Source organism: Pseudoalteromonas sp. UBA6610, from assembly GCF_002433295.1.
GTDB classification, from domain to species: domain Bacteria; phylum Pseudomonadota; class Gammaproteobacteria; order Enterobacterales; family Alteromonadaceae; genus Pseudoalteromonas; species Pseudoalteromonas atlantica.
Genome location: NZ_DJHW01000141.1, coordinates 46571 through 60633, shown reverse-complemented (window position 1 = coordinate 60633; position 14063 = coordinate 46571). Strand labels below are relative to the sequence as shown.

Below are 14063 nucleotides of genomic sequence, written 5' to 3'. Positions count from 1 at the left end.
ACATGGCAGAATTTACGTTATATACCCAAGACAACGCACCAGAAGAGTCAAAATCGCTTATGGCTGATTCAGTAGCAGCATTTGGCATGTTGCCTAACCTTCATGCCGTAATGGCAGAAGCGCCTACGCTACTTAAAGGTTACCAAGTACTGCATGAGTTATTTCAAAACACCTCGTTTAACGCAGAAGAGCTAACTGTGGTATGGCAAACAATTAATGTTGAGCACGAGTGTCATTACTGTGTACCAGCACACAGCGCAATTGCCGCTTCAATGAATGTAGACCAAGATATTGTTGATGCCCTAGTAAACAAAACACCACTTGCAGATGCAAAACTTGAAACACTGCGTGAAACCACACTTGCAATGACACGCGATCGCGGCGTAATTAGCGATCAGCAAATTGAAAAGTTTTTTGCAGCAGGTTACGGTAAACAGCAACTACTAGAAATTGTTGTAGGCTTATCGCAAAAAGTAATGAGCAACTACACTAACCACCTTGCTGATACACCAGTTGACGAACCATTTAAAAAGTTTGCTAAATAATAGCGGTTTTATAAATAACAAAGGCAGCCTAGGCTGCCTTTTTGTATTGTAAGCGAATGGCCATTATTTAAATTTAACGGCTTTAGTGCTGCGTGTATAAGTACGCTGCTCGGGCTTAGTCCACTCACCCTTTTTTAAATAAGAAGTTGAAACTACAAACGTATCGTTTTTTAGCTCGCTGATCGAGCGCACTTTAGTAATACCTTCTTTACTGCCTGTTACCTCTTCATACGCTACAAATTGGGTAGGGCTGAGCACTTTCATGGTGCCTTTTGTGTAAAAACCTGCGGTAGTAAAATAGTAAAACACCAATGACTCTTTTTTACTGTCGTAAAAAATCATTGATTCCCCACCATACTCACCTTCATTAATAGAGTGCTTGGTATGTATAGCTTTACCATTTAATGCGCGCTCCCAGTGGCCAACATCTTGTACAGGTTTTGCACCTTTAGGTACGTCAAAATCGGCCTGCCATGTACCTAAATAAGGTTTAAATACAGCGAGTTCTTTATCAAGGTTACTTGGGGTATCAGCGGCGTAGCTATTAAAGGCGTATAAGCATAATACTAAAAATAGGGCTTTAAAGTATGTCATAATTTGGCTCTTATTATTTTGGTTTAACTCTTTTTAGTATAGGCGATCATGAATTGATAAAGAAAACATTAATCACCTTCTCACTGCTTTTTTTGGTCGCAGTATGGCAAGCTCATTGGCTTTATAATATGAGTATTTATATACCAAGCTACTTTACAGGTTTAAGCTTTACTACTTTTATAATGTACGCATGGGATAAACGACAAGCTAAACAATCAGCGCATAAAAAAGTAAACCGCACACCCGAGCGCACGCTTCAGTTACTGTCGTTACTAGGCGGTTGGCCCGGCGCACTCATTGCACAGCAATGGCTTAGGCATAAATCGCAAAAACGTCGTTTTATAGTGGTGTTATGGCTGTGTATTTTTGGGAATGTGAGTGTAATAGGGGCTATTACATTTTTTGCAGAAAACGTGAGAGTTATGCCTTTAAATTAATGTGTATTTAAAGGCATAAATACAATTTTACACGGTGTTTAGTTTGCAGCTTCAGTTTTGGCTACTTCATCTAACTCTACTGTAAGTATGGTTTTTTTATCAACCACAACCCACTTACGATAAGTTTGGTAACCTGGTTTGCTTACCTCAACATCGTATTCACCTTCTTTTAGTTCGATCGCGTCTTGGTATACCGGTTTGATATTCATAATACGTACGCGGGCGTCATTAGGGTTAGTAATTACGGTAAGTGAGATTGGAGCAACCACTTCGGCTACTTCAGCCTGAACATCGGCAGCATTGTCTTCAACTTTTTGTTCAGTTTCATTCATATTTGAAGTGTTTGCACAGCCACTTAAGATGAGTAATGCTGCAAGTGCGGTTATTTTTTTCATGTGAGCTCCGTAAAATTATTATTTTAAAATAGGGCCATGAAAGTAAGGAAGTAATAAAGTAGATAATATTTGTCTTTCCTAAATTCATAGCTTGTATATTTATTATTTAAAAACTTTCAAATACACTAATGATGCTACAGCATAATACTATCTAAGGACTTTGTTATAGCTTCACTTCGCTCAACTAATGTTTCAGCTGTTCGATACATTCTTTTTTTCATTAAGCTATTGGCCATTGTGATATAGCGCTTTGACAATTCTTGCCTGATAGATACTAATAAAGGAAAATCATTGGGCAAAATAGTCGACTCTGAGTCAATTAACTCCTCTAGTGCAATTAAATCTTTATATTTATCTATAACAGTTAGTTGCTTAGAATAGCGTTCGAAGCGTTGTTCATAAAACACTAAAGCAGCATTTGAAGGGAAGACTACCTCCTTACCTTGATTAAGTTTATCTTGATAATCAGTTAACGCGATTATTGCAGACTCTCTTTGTAGTAAACTTTCAAAGCTAACTTCAGATTTCTGTTTTTTATCCAAAATGGCTTTACCAACGGATATTAAAGAACTTTGAGTGACTACATCATCTTTAGCGATTGCGTTTTCTAACGCTTTTTTGTAGTTTTCGAAGTGGGTAGGAGATACTTGATAAACATAAGTTTTATCTACCTCATGTAAATCAAGAATTAACTGAGGAATACTATTGTTATCAACTTCGTTATAACGAGATTGCTCTAAAAGTAAATTAATTCGCGATGTAATATCAAAAATAATAGATTGTCTTTCTCTTAAAATGCTTTCCAGTTGCACAGAAAGCTTTTCTGAATCTGGGTAGTATTCAAGCGCTTGAGTGTATACATCTATTGTTTCGTCGAAGTTCTTAAACTTATCACCACTATTATTTAGCTGATTAGCCATACCATCAAAGCTTTGCAAAACACTCTCTTGATTTACACGCAATAAGCCTTGCTTTAAAACTTCGTATTGCGGCGGTATTTCAGAAAGCTTATCGAGTATGCTTGGGCCACTCCACGACATCCACGTTTTTACTTGCTGATTTATAGCCTGAGCATTATCTAATTTTGCTTCGAGCTGTTTTACATTGTTATCGTTAGATAAGTAATATTGCCCTGCTAATACTGTAGCAACCACTAAGCTTGCTACTAGTGCGATAGCTGGTTTGTAATTATGGTTTAATTTAGCAGTAATGGGGTCGAGTGAACTTAATCTATCAGAAGCGTTTAATGCAATTGCTTTATTTAAGCTACCCCACAACCATAGTGGGCAGTTACTAGGGCGTTTTGCCGATGTCTCTTTTGCTAGCTTATCAGCTGCTACGCGGTTAAATGGATGTTTGCTGCTTAATAGTTCAAGGGCTATACATGCGTAAGAAAATACATCATCTTTAACTGATGCTTCTGCACCTTTAAGTTGCTCCGGGCTTGCATAGGTGGGGGTGTAACCACCTACAACTGCGGCATTTTGTTGGTTTTGAACAGCATAGGCATCTTCAATGGTTTTATGTTTTGCAATCCCAAAATCAAGTACTTTTAAGTTGCCGTTAGAATCAAAAATAATATTCGATGGCTTTAAATCATTGTGGATAACACCGCGTGCATGCGCGTAAATCAGTGCATCAGCTAACTGCTCTAAAATTACTTTGGCTTTTTTAAACACCATGCCAGTGGGTTTATTTCTTTTTATTATTTGCTCAAGTGTTTCGCCTTCAACAAGCTCCATTGTTACATAGTGAAGATCGCCATCTGAACCTGCTGAATAGACTTTAACTATATTAGGGTGAGCTAACTGTTGTGTTTTAGTGGTTTCATCTTTTAGGAGAGTGATGGCCTCTTCTGAGTGTGAAAACTCTTCGAGTAACACCTTTATCGCAACAAACACTTCAGGGCGGCTTGGGCTTTCTAAAAATAAATCCCTTGCGCGATAGATATAACACATACCGCCTTGGCCAATTAATTCTTCAACCAAGTAACGAGCAGATATTTTTTTGCCAATTAGATTGAGCTTATTTTTAGCTTGGGGTTTTTTGAGATTTGAATCAAGCGACGCTATCTGAGTTTTATCGTTAGAATTATTGATACCGCTCATTATAAATCCTTTTATTGTGTATATATAAATAATTGCAAAGGTGAATTTTTATCGTTTTTATCAATTCTCCCTTTGATAACGGCAGTATTTTTACAAAAAAAGATTACTTTAGCAATCTTTCTATCGTAGAAGTTTCATACAAAATTAATTATGTCGCCTGTTTTAACTCACTTAAAATTTGTTTTTATTTTTAAACTTAAAAAATAACGTGCTTAAAAGCGCTGTAAAAGGCGTAAAAGGTACATTCATCGGTAATTTATCACTTTATTTTGTTTGGGATTAAATTTATTACAGTGTGCTGGAAAAGGAACATTCAAACGGTGATGTAATTATTGGATTTCATGTTTTTAGGTTTATTAGATTTATCATTGTCTTCAAATTTAAATATATGTGTATATTTTTATATATTAATTTCAATGTTGACAATAGTTTCGCTTCTACTTTATCCTAATAAAAATGTAGATTTATGGGACTAACTTATCAAATGGAACTGATACTAAATATAACTAGTTATCATAGACTCTCGCCTGAAATTGAAGCTTCTAAAACAACTAAACACTCTCTTATTTTTGGCCGCTCGGAAGCGTGCGATTGGCACTTGCCTGATCCTGAAAAAATAATTTCTAGTCGTCACGGCCGTATTGAAAAAGAAGGAGATTCGTTTTACTTATACGATACCTCTACTAACGGAACGTTTGTTAATTTTGGCGTGTCTGCGCTTGGTCAAGGCAATAAACACCGTTTAGCGCACAGTGATGTGATTACTGTGGGGGACTTTCAAATTGAAGTCGAGTTAGCTGATTCTCAATCTACGACAGCATACACTGAAGCACGCCCAAATACGGATGACTTTGCACTAAGAAATAGTGCCCCGGCACCTGAAATAGATAACTTTTCTTCAAGTGACTTATTTTTAAATGAATCTATTTTAGATGAGTCAATGCCTGCTGTTTCAATGAAAGAAGAAAACATGGCACAGCCTGATAATCAAATTCCTGAAAATTGGGATGAGTTATCACATTTAATGAACCCTGCTGTGTCAGTCTCACCGCAAAACCATTTTGATGATGTTGCAGTGGCAGAACAACCCGTTAAAGTTGAGCCACAAAAAACACCAGAACCCGTTAAGCAGCCAGTAAAACAAGCGCAAACACACGCTAGTACCGAAAGCGCTAATTCCGCTTTATCTGAGGCGTTTTTAAAAGGTTTAGGTGTTAAAACTGAGCTTCAAAATGCCCTCAATACACCAGAGTTGTGGTTTGAAATGGGGCAAAGTTTAAATTTATTATTAAACGAGCTGATGGAGTCATTACGACAACGAGCATTGGTAAAAAATCAATTACGTTTGAATCAAACCATGTTTCAAACAAAGCAAAATAACCCTATAAAATTTTCTGCTGATATTGATGATGTTATTCAGAATTTATTCATAAGAAATAGTGCAAGCTTCCTGTCGTCTCGTGAGTCGATTAAAGAAAGTTTTACTGATACACGAAGACATGAACATGCTTTATTAGCAGGAGCTGATGGTGTACTTAAAGGGATTTTAGAGCAGGTTTCTCCCCAGCAGATCACCCAGCAAGTAAATGAAAACTCTAATGTATTAAAGATTATTCCAGGCCAGTCAGAAGCAAAATGTTGGAAGATATACCAAAGCCTTTATGAAGAGCTAGCGCATGATGTTAATGCTAAAGGCGCTATGGCGTTATCTGACGATTTTTTAAAGGCTTACAATGATAAAACTCAAGAAACGTTTTAGGAAGGAAAGTAAATAATGTCTAAACTTAAGCTCTTTTTTATGAGCATTAGCCTACTCTTTTTGACGGTTGGGTGTACCACCGTAAATAAAATAGTGCCGCCTTCAACTGATTTAATTATTAATGTTTCTAAAGATGTAAATCCAGACACATCAGATAGACCGTCGCCAGTTGTTATGAAAATATTTGAACTTAGTTCACGAACTATTTTTGATACGCAGGACTTTTTTAGCCTATACGAAACGCCTGAAAAGCTACTGGGTCCAGATTTACTTAAAAAAGATGAGTTAGAGCTACAACCAAACTCAGTACAAAAATACAAAATGAGCCTTAACAGGAATACCCGTTATGTGGGTGTTGTTGTGGCCTATAGAGATATCGACCAAGCAAGATGGAGAGCCGTTATTGAGGTTGATCCAACAGGCTATGACGATATAGATGTAAATGTTGAAGCAATTGCTACATACATGAGAGAACAATAAAAAGGATTTGTAAAATGGGTGATAACACTCGTGTTGCGTGGACTGAAGGGATGTTCTTAAGGCCGCAACATTTTCAACAATCAGATAAGCATTTTTCTAACTTAATAAATCAATTATGCAAAGGGAATTTATCTGATCCGTGGGGCATACTTGATATAAGTATAGACACACAATTATTGAGCTCAGGGCAGTTTGCTCTTGAGTCTTTAAGTGCTATCACGCCTGATTTACTCCCAATTGAAATGCCGCAGTCAACTCCTTTACCTGAGCCATTAGTGGTTAATAAAGACGTGTATGATGAGGTGGTATACCTTGCCATCCCTGCATTGAAAAGCAGTGGTATTAATATTTCAGCGCTGGATGAAAATATCGTCACGCGCTATAAGCTAAATGATCTAACAGTTAGTGATGACTCTTTGGGTGCTCAATCTCAAGAGGTAATTCAGGTTGCTAAAATTTATAGCAAACTTGTGCTTTCATCAGATGATCACGCTGGTTATATTTTGCTACCTGTGGCGCGCATTATTGAAGTAAGCAATGAAGGAAGCATTAAGCTTGACACTAAATACATACCTGCCTCTTTAAAAGTAGGTCAATGCAAGCCGTTACTCGGTTTAGTAAGAGAAATAGGCTCTATGATAAAACAGCGCGCAGAGAGTATTTCTGTGCGTTTATGTCAAGGTTATGCAGGGAGCACCTCTGTTGCCGACTTTATCATGCTGCAAACCCTTAATAAGTACGATGCTGTTTTTGACAATCTACTTAGCGTGAATAACCTCCACCCAAATGTATTTTATACCCGTCTTATTGAGCTTGCTGGCGAGCTATCTACTTTTAGTACTGCGAATAAAAGAGTACCAAAGCTGCCTAAGTACGATCATGAAAATTTGGGCAAAGTATTTTCTGAAGTAGTTAATTTCTTATATCAATCTTTAAGTCATGTTATTGAACAAACTGCGACAGAAATTAAATTAGAGCAAAGCAAGTTTGGTATTTCGTTTGGCGCACTAAAAGATAAATCTGTACTTAACTCGGCACAATTTGTTTTAGCAATCAAAGCAAGTGTACCGCACGAAGAGCTGCGCAAAATACTGCCCTCACAGATTAAGATTGGTAGTGTAGAAACCATACGTGACTTAGTTAATAACCAAATTCCTGGTATTACCATTAGTAACTTACCAACGGCACCGCGCCAAATCCCATACCATGCAGGTTTTCATTACTTTGAGTTAAACAAGCAGGGTGAACACTGGGAAAAACTTCGTTCAAGTGGAGGTATCGCTATCCACTTGTCGGGCAATTACCCTGAGCTACAAATAAGCCTTTGGGCAATTAGAACCTAACTTTTAAAGGAAGAGTTTCAATGGACGAAACCATTATAAAACCTCGCCCTGGTAGACTAGGGCGTGACACTTCAAACACTCCTAATGTTGATAACGATGCTGATAAAACAGTGATGTCTGTTGAGCCTGTTGCCAGCAGTGTTACTAATACGTCTAAAGTTTCAATTTTTAAAAACCCACTATTAGAAGCGGCAACAGATTGTTTTTCAATTGTAATTTCGATTAGCCAAGCTAAAGAGATGACAAATATTGCTGCTTTAAAGCATCGCTGTGTTGAGGCTGTAAAGCGCTTTGAAGTTGAAGTGCGCAACCAGGGGCTTTCTAAAGATGTCATTACCAACTCGCGTTATTGCTTGTGCGCGATTTTAGATGAATCAGTTTTAAATTCTAAATGGAGCTCAATGGAGTGGGCTGATGAGAGTTTACTATCGACGTTTCATAAAGAAACGTTTGGCGGTGAATACTTTTACACCCTGCTTGATAATGCACTAGCTCAACCTGAACAGCACAAACAATTTATTGAGTTGCAGTACCATTGCTTAAACTTAGGCTTTAAAGGTAAATATAGATTAGACAATGGTGGCGATACTAAAATAGAAGAATACCGCTCTCAAATATATCACCTTTTAAATCAATTAGATGGGCCGCTGAATAATAAACTTTCGCCTAATTGGAAGCAGCGTGTTGCCGCTGGTGTAGAGCTTAGAAATCAAGTTCCGCTTTGGGTGATTTTTTCAGTGCTGGGCTTAGTGCTGTTAATGGTTTACTTATTTATTAACATGAAACTAAACGACGGCGTTACTTCACTTAACGATAAGCTGGCTGTGATTCATCCTATAGCGCAAAACGAAAGTGTAGATAAAAAAGATAAGCAGTTATTAGTACTTGAGCAGTTACTGCAAACAGAAATTCAGATGGGGATTGTTACAGTAAAGAAAAATTTAGACCGTATACGAATTTCAATAAATAATGAAAGTCTATTTAATCAAGGCGATGCGAAATTATTACCGTCCATTCAACCTATTTTAGAAAAGCTAGCACGTAGTTTAGAAGGGACAAAAGGCCGTATTTTAATTACTGGACATACCGATGATACGCCTATCCGTACCGATAAATATCCATCAAATTGGCATCTATCATTAGCGCGTGCAACGCAAGTTGCCAATTCTATGGCTAAAAGTACAAACCTAAGTGGCCGTTTATGGCCTGAGGGTAAAGGTGCAGCAGAGCCTATCGCCAGCAATTCAGATTCAGCTTCTCGGTCACTAAACCGACGAATTGAAATCGATTTATTATTTTAATGAGGCTGACATGAGTTTTTCACACAAAATAAAAAAAATTACTTACGTACTCACTTCTAAAACAGCCATGTTAATTATCGGCTTTTTGGCGTTATCTTTATTAATTTGGTTTGGTGGTCCGCTTATCGCGATTGCCGACTATATACCTTTAGAGAGCGTAGCAGCACGGCTGTTAACTATTTTGTTTGTTATTTTAGTGTTTGCTATCACCAAAATTTATAGCTTAACGCAACAAAGCAAACGCGATGAGAAAATGGCCGATGAGTTAATTGAAAGCGATGAGTCGAGCAGTAACGAGGTAAATGAAGAGATCACCACGTTAAAAAATCGCATGAATGAAGCTATCAATTTACTCAAAGATGTAAAGCTATTTAAAGGTAAAAATATATATCAATTACCTTGGTATATTATGATTGGCCCGCCAGGGGCCGGTAAAACAACAGTTATTAATAACTCAGGCTTAGACTATCCGTTAAAAGATAAGTTAGGTGTGGATTTAGTCCATGGTGTTGGTGGTACACGAAACTGTGATTGGTGGTTCACTAATAAAGCCGTACTTATCGATACCGCAGGAAGATACACAACACAAAGTAGCCACGCAAAGCATGACTCGCGCGCCTGGGAGGGCTTTTTAGGGCTCTTACGCAAATACCGCCCGCTGCGCCCCATTAACGGTGTAATGATCAGCATGGGTATTTCTGAGCTCATGAGTCAAACTAAAACAGAGCGTAATCTGCATGCCCGCGCAATTAAACAGCGCTTACAAGAGTTACAAAATCAGTTGGGTATGACTTTTCCGGTGTACGTCATTCTTTCTAAAGTTGATTTAATTGAAGGTTTTAGAGAGTTTTTTGGCGAGCTTACAGAAGAGGAATGCGAGCAAGTTTGGGGGGTTACTTTTGAGTTAGACCTAGATAAAGACACTCAAGTTGAAGCGTTTAATAAAGAGTTTCACGCGTTAATTTCAAAGCTGACAGAAATGCTTAATCGTAGGTTGATTAACGAGCGTAATGAAGAAATACGAGCCAAAATTTTTGAATTTCCGAGACAACTTCGTGTGCTTCAAGGTGTTGGCGATGCGTTTTTAAAAGAAATTTTTACCCCTAACGCGTATGAAGAACTCCCTATGTTTAGGGGCGTGTATTTGACCAGTGCTACTCAAGAAGGGAAGCCAGCTAGTTTTTTAAATGATGTAAACTCAGCAGATTCTAGCTATATAAATCAATCGAAAAGCTTCTTTATTAAAAACGTTTTAGAAGGTGTGATTTTCCCTGAACAAAACCTAGCAAGTACTAACAAACATCACGATAAGCAAAACAAATGGCTGAGAGTAGGTAGTATTTCTTTAGCCAGTATTGCGGTAATTGGTTTTTCTATTTCGTGGTACTTTAGCTTTGCATGGAATAATAATTTAATGGCTGCTACAGATGAAGCCATTGAAAGTTATCAGGAGCTAGATGGAGCCTCGTTTGATAGAAGTAACTTATTAGTATTAAACGACAGGCTCAATGCGCTAAGAAATTTACCAGCTAACAATCCTGCGTTACTTGATGACGATGAATCTCAGTCGATAGGTTTTAATAAGCTTAATGAAATTAAACAGTCATCTACACAAGCTTATAACAGGTCTCTACAAACGTATTTAGAACCTTATATAGCCAATACGTTAATTAAAGAAATGGAAGCGCACCCAGAGCACCTTAGCTATTTATACGAGACGCTAAAGTGCTATTTAATGCTATTCCAACCTGAGTACTTTGAAAGTGAAGATATTTCGGCTTGGTTTAATGCATACCTAGAAAGAAATCTACCGGGTGATAAAAATGCGCTAACTCGCGGCCAGTTAATGAACCACATTGCTGCCTTATTAGAGCTGGGGGTTAGTCAAACAAAAATAGATAATCAAGCAGTGCGTATAGCTAGAGCTGAGTTAACTAAGTTACCAATAGCCGAAAGAGCATACCAACGCCTACAAGCTGATTTTCTTGATAGCAGCATTCCGCCGTTTAGATTAACAGACATTATTAGTTTTGAAAGCGCGCAAAAATTCACATTCAGAAACAACGGTGAGCTGACTCGAAGTATTCCTGGTTTATATACCTTTAACGGTTTTCACGGCATTTTTAATGTTGAGAAAAGTAAAATGCTTGGCAATTTGATGGCAAGCAGCTGGGTATATGGCGAGGAGGCATCGGGCACTTATGATATTTCTAAAGAAGAAATTGAAAAGAAATTAGAGCAACGTTATTTTCAAGATTATATCTTCTTTTGGCAGTCATTTATCGACGATCTAAGCCTAAATCAGTACAGCTCACCTGCTGAGGGTGTCAATATTACAGATGTACTAGCAGGTTCAGAAGCACCGATTAAAAATATTATTATGGCTGTACAAAAAAATGTGCAACTAACCAAACTGCCGGTGTCAGAGAATCAAAAAGCAGCGGGTAAAGTTGCCGCTAATGCCGCTGAAATTGCAATGCAAACTAAAGCTAACAGAATTAAACGTTTTTTACCTGACGAAGCGCCTAAGTTTGACATTAAACTACCAGGTTATCAGGTTGAAGAAGCGTTTGAGGATGTTATAAATATTGATGCTCAGCAATTAGATAACATTCAGAAAAACCTCAGAGAGCTTAATGTATATCTCACTAAGCTTGATAGAGGTGATCAGTTAAAATCTTCGATAAAAGATCAAATCAGTGGAAAAAGTAAACCAAGTTTCATTCGCCAGCTTGAGTTCCAAAGCCGTGATCTACCTTACCCATTTAATAGCTGGTTATTAGATATAAGCAGAGATACCAGTAATATCACTAAAAATAGCGCTAACAGACACTTAAATGAGATTTGGAAAAGCCAAGTTTTACGTGAGTACAACGCAGCTATTGTGGGCCGATACCCTTTCTCTCCTTATGCACAAAAAGAAGTGAATATGAAAGACTTTACACGCTTCTTTGGACCAGATGGCACTATTGATAGCTTCTTCACTAACTATGTAGCGCCAAGTGTGGATATGAGTTCGAGTCCGTGGAAGTTTGAAAAAGACATTGGCATAAGCGCTGATACTTTAGCCATGTTTGAACTAGCCCATCAAATTCAAACGGTATTCTTCGATGGTGGAAGTGCAACACCTAGAATTGAGTTTGGCTTACGTCCGCTATCGTTGGATAAAACTACATCGAGCTTAATGATTGAAATTGACGGTCAATCAATGATTTACCGGCATGGCCCTTTAAGAGTTACTAACTTTGTTTGGCCAGGCGCAAGTGGACAAAGTAAAACGCGAGTTGTATTCACTCCACCTAATGGAGGCCGCTCTGTAAATACAACTTACCAAGGTGAATGGTCGCTTTATCGCATGTTGGATGAGTTAAGCGCTAAAAGAGCTAAAACACGTGAGGATTTAGAGTTACATTTTTCTCTCATGGGTAACAACGCAAAAGTTGAGCTATTGCCAAAATCAATTAGACATCCATTTTGGAATAAAAGTGTAGAGAAGTTTTCATGTCCGACCCGATTATAAATATAGGCTACCTTGGCAAAGTCCCTAGCTTAGGGGACTTTGTTCAAGACAGCGTTTCGAAAGAATTTTCAGAGCACTGGGAGCAATGGCTGCAAGCAGCTATTGCTGTAAGCAAAGAACAGTTGGGTGACAATTGGCAAGATAACTACCTAACAGGCCCTGTATGGCATTTTGCATTATCGCCAAATATTGTCGGTGATAAAGGCGTAATGGGAACCCTATTACCGAGCATGGATGCAGTAGGGCGTCATTATCCATTTACGGTAGCCAGTACATTAGAAGTTGCGCCTATAGAAGTATTAAATTCGGGCGTGTTCTCCTTAGAGTACGAAGACACTGTACTTAAAGTGCTCGATAGCTCTGTTGACCTTTTTACTTGGCGAAAAGACGTTGCTAAATCGATAAACACCCTTATAGCGCCTAAAAAGCAGCTTAGTATTTCTCCCTCTAGTGACAAAAATAAAGAGGGTGAGGCATTTGAGTTCTCAGGTGATGAGCTATCAAGTGATGTTTTAAAAGACGCCCTACATGCACTTTTATATAAAAAGCATGGTGATTATAGTGTTTGGTGGACACACGGTTCATGCAATATAAAGCCTATGATGCTTGTTACTTCAGGACTACCGCCTGTTAACCAAGTTGCTGCTATGTTAGATGGCCGATGGAAACATTGGGAATGGAATTACACACAGGTAAAAAATAGTGATTAGCAATTTAAGCACAAGTTACGCAATAACTCATCGCGGTGCAGTTAGGCAATTAAATGAAGACTCTCATGTTGAAATTAATAGCCATAACTTATGGGTAGTAGCTGATGGAATGGGTGGACATGAAGCGGGTGAAGTTGCAAGCCAACTAGTCGTAGATGTTATTAGAGCAAAAGTTGAAGAAAAGACACTAGCTACGCTTAGCGTTTCGCATATTGTTTCAGCTATTGAAGATGCAAATCGTCAATTAAATGAATACAGTGCTCAGTACTTAGGAAGCAAAACAGCGGGCAGTACAGTAACCGCCTTATTTATAAAAGATAATCAATATTACGTTTTGTGGGTAGGTGACAGCCGGGCATACATGCTACGAAATGGTCAATTACAGCAAATATCGCGGGACCATAGCCAAGTGAACGATCTTATCGATGAAGGCGTAATTTCAGTTGAGGAAGCAAAAACGCACCCGCTTTCGAATGTGATTACACGCGCTGTGGGCGTTACAGACGAAGTTAAAGTAGATGTAGTACAAGGTGAAGCAAATACTAATGATATTTTCTTACTTTGTTCAGATGGATTAACAGGTGAATTGTCTGATGAAGAAATATGTTTGTCATTAGAACCTAATAGTATTATTGATTCAGGTATGGCGCTTATGCACTCTTCTTTAGTAAGAGGAGCACGCGATAATGTTACCTGTATTATAATCAAATACGGCCATGATAATTTTAGTAGCAAATCGGAAACATACAAAATTCAAGATGAAGCTACAATTCCACTTTTTACTAAGTAGTTAATCTTAAATATAAAGAATACTATCTTTTTTGATTTAGAGTTTTTACTTTAATTTCCGGCATGGATTAATTAAGTATAT

Annotated in this window: 12 protein-coding genes; 9 read left to right on the top strand and 3 right to left on the bottom strand. The window is 38.0% G+C overall.

Annotated features, from left to right (window positions below):
• The first annotated feature begins 2 nt into the window (after positions 1-2).
• Positions 3-545: a carboxymuconolactone decarboxylase family protein gene (locus B4F91_RS18730; RefSeq protein WP_029773647.1), complete on the top strand. Its 543-nt coding sequence runs from the start codon at positions 3-5 to the stop codon at positions 543-545.
• A gap of 63 nt (positions 546-608) precedes the next feature.
• Here B4F91_RS18730 and B4F91_RS18725 read toward each other — a convergent pair whose 3' ends face one another.
• Positions 609-1139, bottom strand: a complete 531-nt coding sequence (locus tag B4F91_RS18725) for a hypothetical protein (RefSeq protein WP_055255511.1) — start codon at positions 1137-1139, stop codon at positions 609-611.
• 53 nt (positions 1140-1192) lie between these two features.
• On the opposite strand from B4F91_RS18725, the gene B4F91_RS18720 reads away from it, so the two are divergent.
• Positions 1193-1576, top strand: a complete 384-nt coding sequence (locus B4F91_RS18720; protein ID WP_264390775.1) for a DUF1294 domain-containing protein — start codon at positions 1193-1195, stop codon at positions 1574-1576.
• Between the two features lie 38 nt (positions 1577-1614).
• On the opposite strand, the gene B4F91_RS18715 is transcribed toward B4F91_RS18720, so the two are convergent.
• A complete protein-coding gene (locus tag B4F91_RS18715; RefSeq protein ID WP_264390774.1) occupies positions 1615-1971 on the bottom strand; it encodes a PEGA domain-containing protein in 357 nt (118 codons plus the stop codon).
• Positions 1972-2105: 134 nt separating this feature from the next.
• Positions 2106-4079, bottom strand: coding sequence for a serine/threonine-protein kinase (locus tag B4F91_RS18710; RefSeq protein WP_248461773.1), 1974 nt, complete (start codon positions 4077-4079; stop codon positions 2106-2108).
• A gap of 484 nt (positions 4080-4563) precedes the next feature.
• Between B4F91_RS18710 and tagH the strand changes: the two genes are divergently transcribed.
• Genes tagH through B4F91_RS18675 form a run of 7 tightly spaced genes read left to right on the top strand, consistent with a single transcriptional unit; the run spans position 4564 to position 13982 of the window.
• Positions 4564-5838, top strand: coding sequence for a type VI secretion system-associated FHA domain protein TagH (gene tagH, locus B4F91_RS18705; protein WP_286937687.1), 1275 nt, complete (start codon positions 4564-4566; stop codon positions 5836-5838).
• Between the two features lie 15 nt (positions 5839-5853).
• The gene (gene tssJ / locus B4F91_RS18700; RefSeq protein WP_273607373.1) at positions 5854-6318 is read left to right on the top strand and encodes a type VI secretion system lipoprotein TssJ; all 465 of its coding nucleotides are present in this window, start codon (positions 5854-5856) and stop codon (positions 6316-6318) included.
• Between the two features lie 14 nt (positions 6319-6332).
• Complete coding sequence (gene tssK, locus B4F91_RS18695; RefSeq protein ID WP_273607374.1) at positions 6333-7661, top strand: type VI secretion system baseplate subunit TssK; 1329 nt, start codon at positions 6333-6335, stop codon at positions 7659-7661.
• A gap of 20 nt (positions 7662-7681) precedes the next feature.
• Entirely contained in the window at positions 7682-8962 is a 1281-nt protein-coding gene (gene tssL / locus B4F91_RS18690; protein ID WP_286937690.1) for a type VI secretion system protein TssL, long form, read from the top strand.
• 10 nt (positions 8963-8972) lie between these two features.
• On the top strand, positions 8973-12482 hold the full coding sequence (tssM, locus tag B4F91_RS18685) for a type VI secretion system membrane subunit TssM (RefSeq protein WP_286937692.1): 3510 nt from the start codon (positions 8973-8975) through the stop codon (positions 12480-12482).
• A complete protein-coding gene (gene tagF, locus B4F91_RS18680) occupies positions 12464-13192 on the top strand; it encodes a type VI secretion system-associated protein TagF (RefSeq protein ID WP_096042739.1) in 729 nt (242 codons plus the stop codon). Before tssM ends, tagF begins: the two co-directional genes overlap by 19 nt.
• Positions 13185-13982 carry a PP2C family protein-serine/threonine phosphatase gene (locus B4F91_RS18675; protein ID WP_096042740.1) on the top strand — a complete coding sequence of 266 codons (798 nt, stop codon included), beginning with the start codon at positions 13185-13187 and terminating at the stop codon, positions 13980-13982. The genes tagF and B4F91_RS18675 overlap by 8 nt, the downstream gene beginning before the upstream one ends.
• The last annotated feature ends 81 nt before the right edge of the window (positions 13983-14063 follow it).

Excerpts from the sequence above, each read along its gene's own strand:
- B4F91_RS18730 (WP_029773647.1), top strand. The coding sequence starts at position 3 with ATGGCAGAATTTACGTTATATACCCAAGACAACGCACCAGAAGAGTCA.
- B4F91_RS18725 (WP_055255511.1), bottom strand. The coding sequence starts at position 1,139 with ATGACATACTTTAAAGCCCTATTTTTAGTATTATGCTTATACGCCTTT.
- B4F91_RS18715 (WP_264390774.1), bottom strand. The coding sequence starts at position 1,971 with ATGAAAAAAATAACCGCACTTGCAGCATTACTCATCTTAAGTGGCTGT.
- B4F91_RS18710 (WP_248461773.1), bottom strand. The coding sequence starts at position 4,079 with ATGAGCGGTATCAATAATTCTAACGATAAAACTCAGATAGCGTCGCTT.
- tagH (WP_286937687.1), top strand. The coding sequence starts at position 4,564 with ATGGAACTGATACTAAATATAACTAGTTATCATAGACTCTCGCCTGAA.
- tssJ (WP_273607373.1), top strand. The coding sequence starts at position 5,854 with ATGTCTAAACTTAAGCTCTTTTTTATGAGCATTAGCCTACTCTTTTTG.
- tssK (WP_273607374.1), top strand. The coding sequence starts at position 6,333 with ATGGGTGATAACACTCGTGTTGCGTGGACTGAAGGGATGTTCTTAAGG.
- tssL (WP_286937690.1), top strand. The coding sequence starts at position 7,682 with ATGGACGAAACCATTATAAAACCTCGCCCTGGTAGACTAGGGCGTGAC.
- tssM (WP_286937692.1), top strand. The coding sequence starts at position 8,973 with ATGAGTTTTTCACACAAAATAAAAAAAATTACTTACGTACTCACTTCT.
- tagF (WP_096042739.1), top strand. The coding sequence starts at position 12,464 with ATGTCCGACCCGATTATAAATATAGGCTACCTTGGCAAAGTCCCTAGC.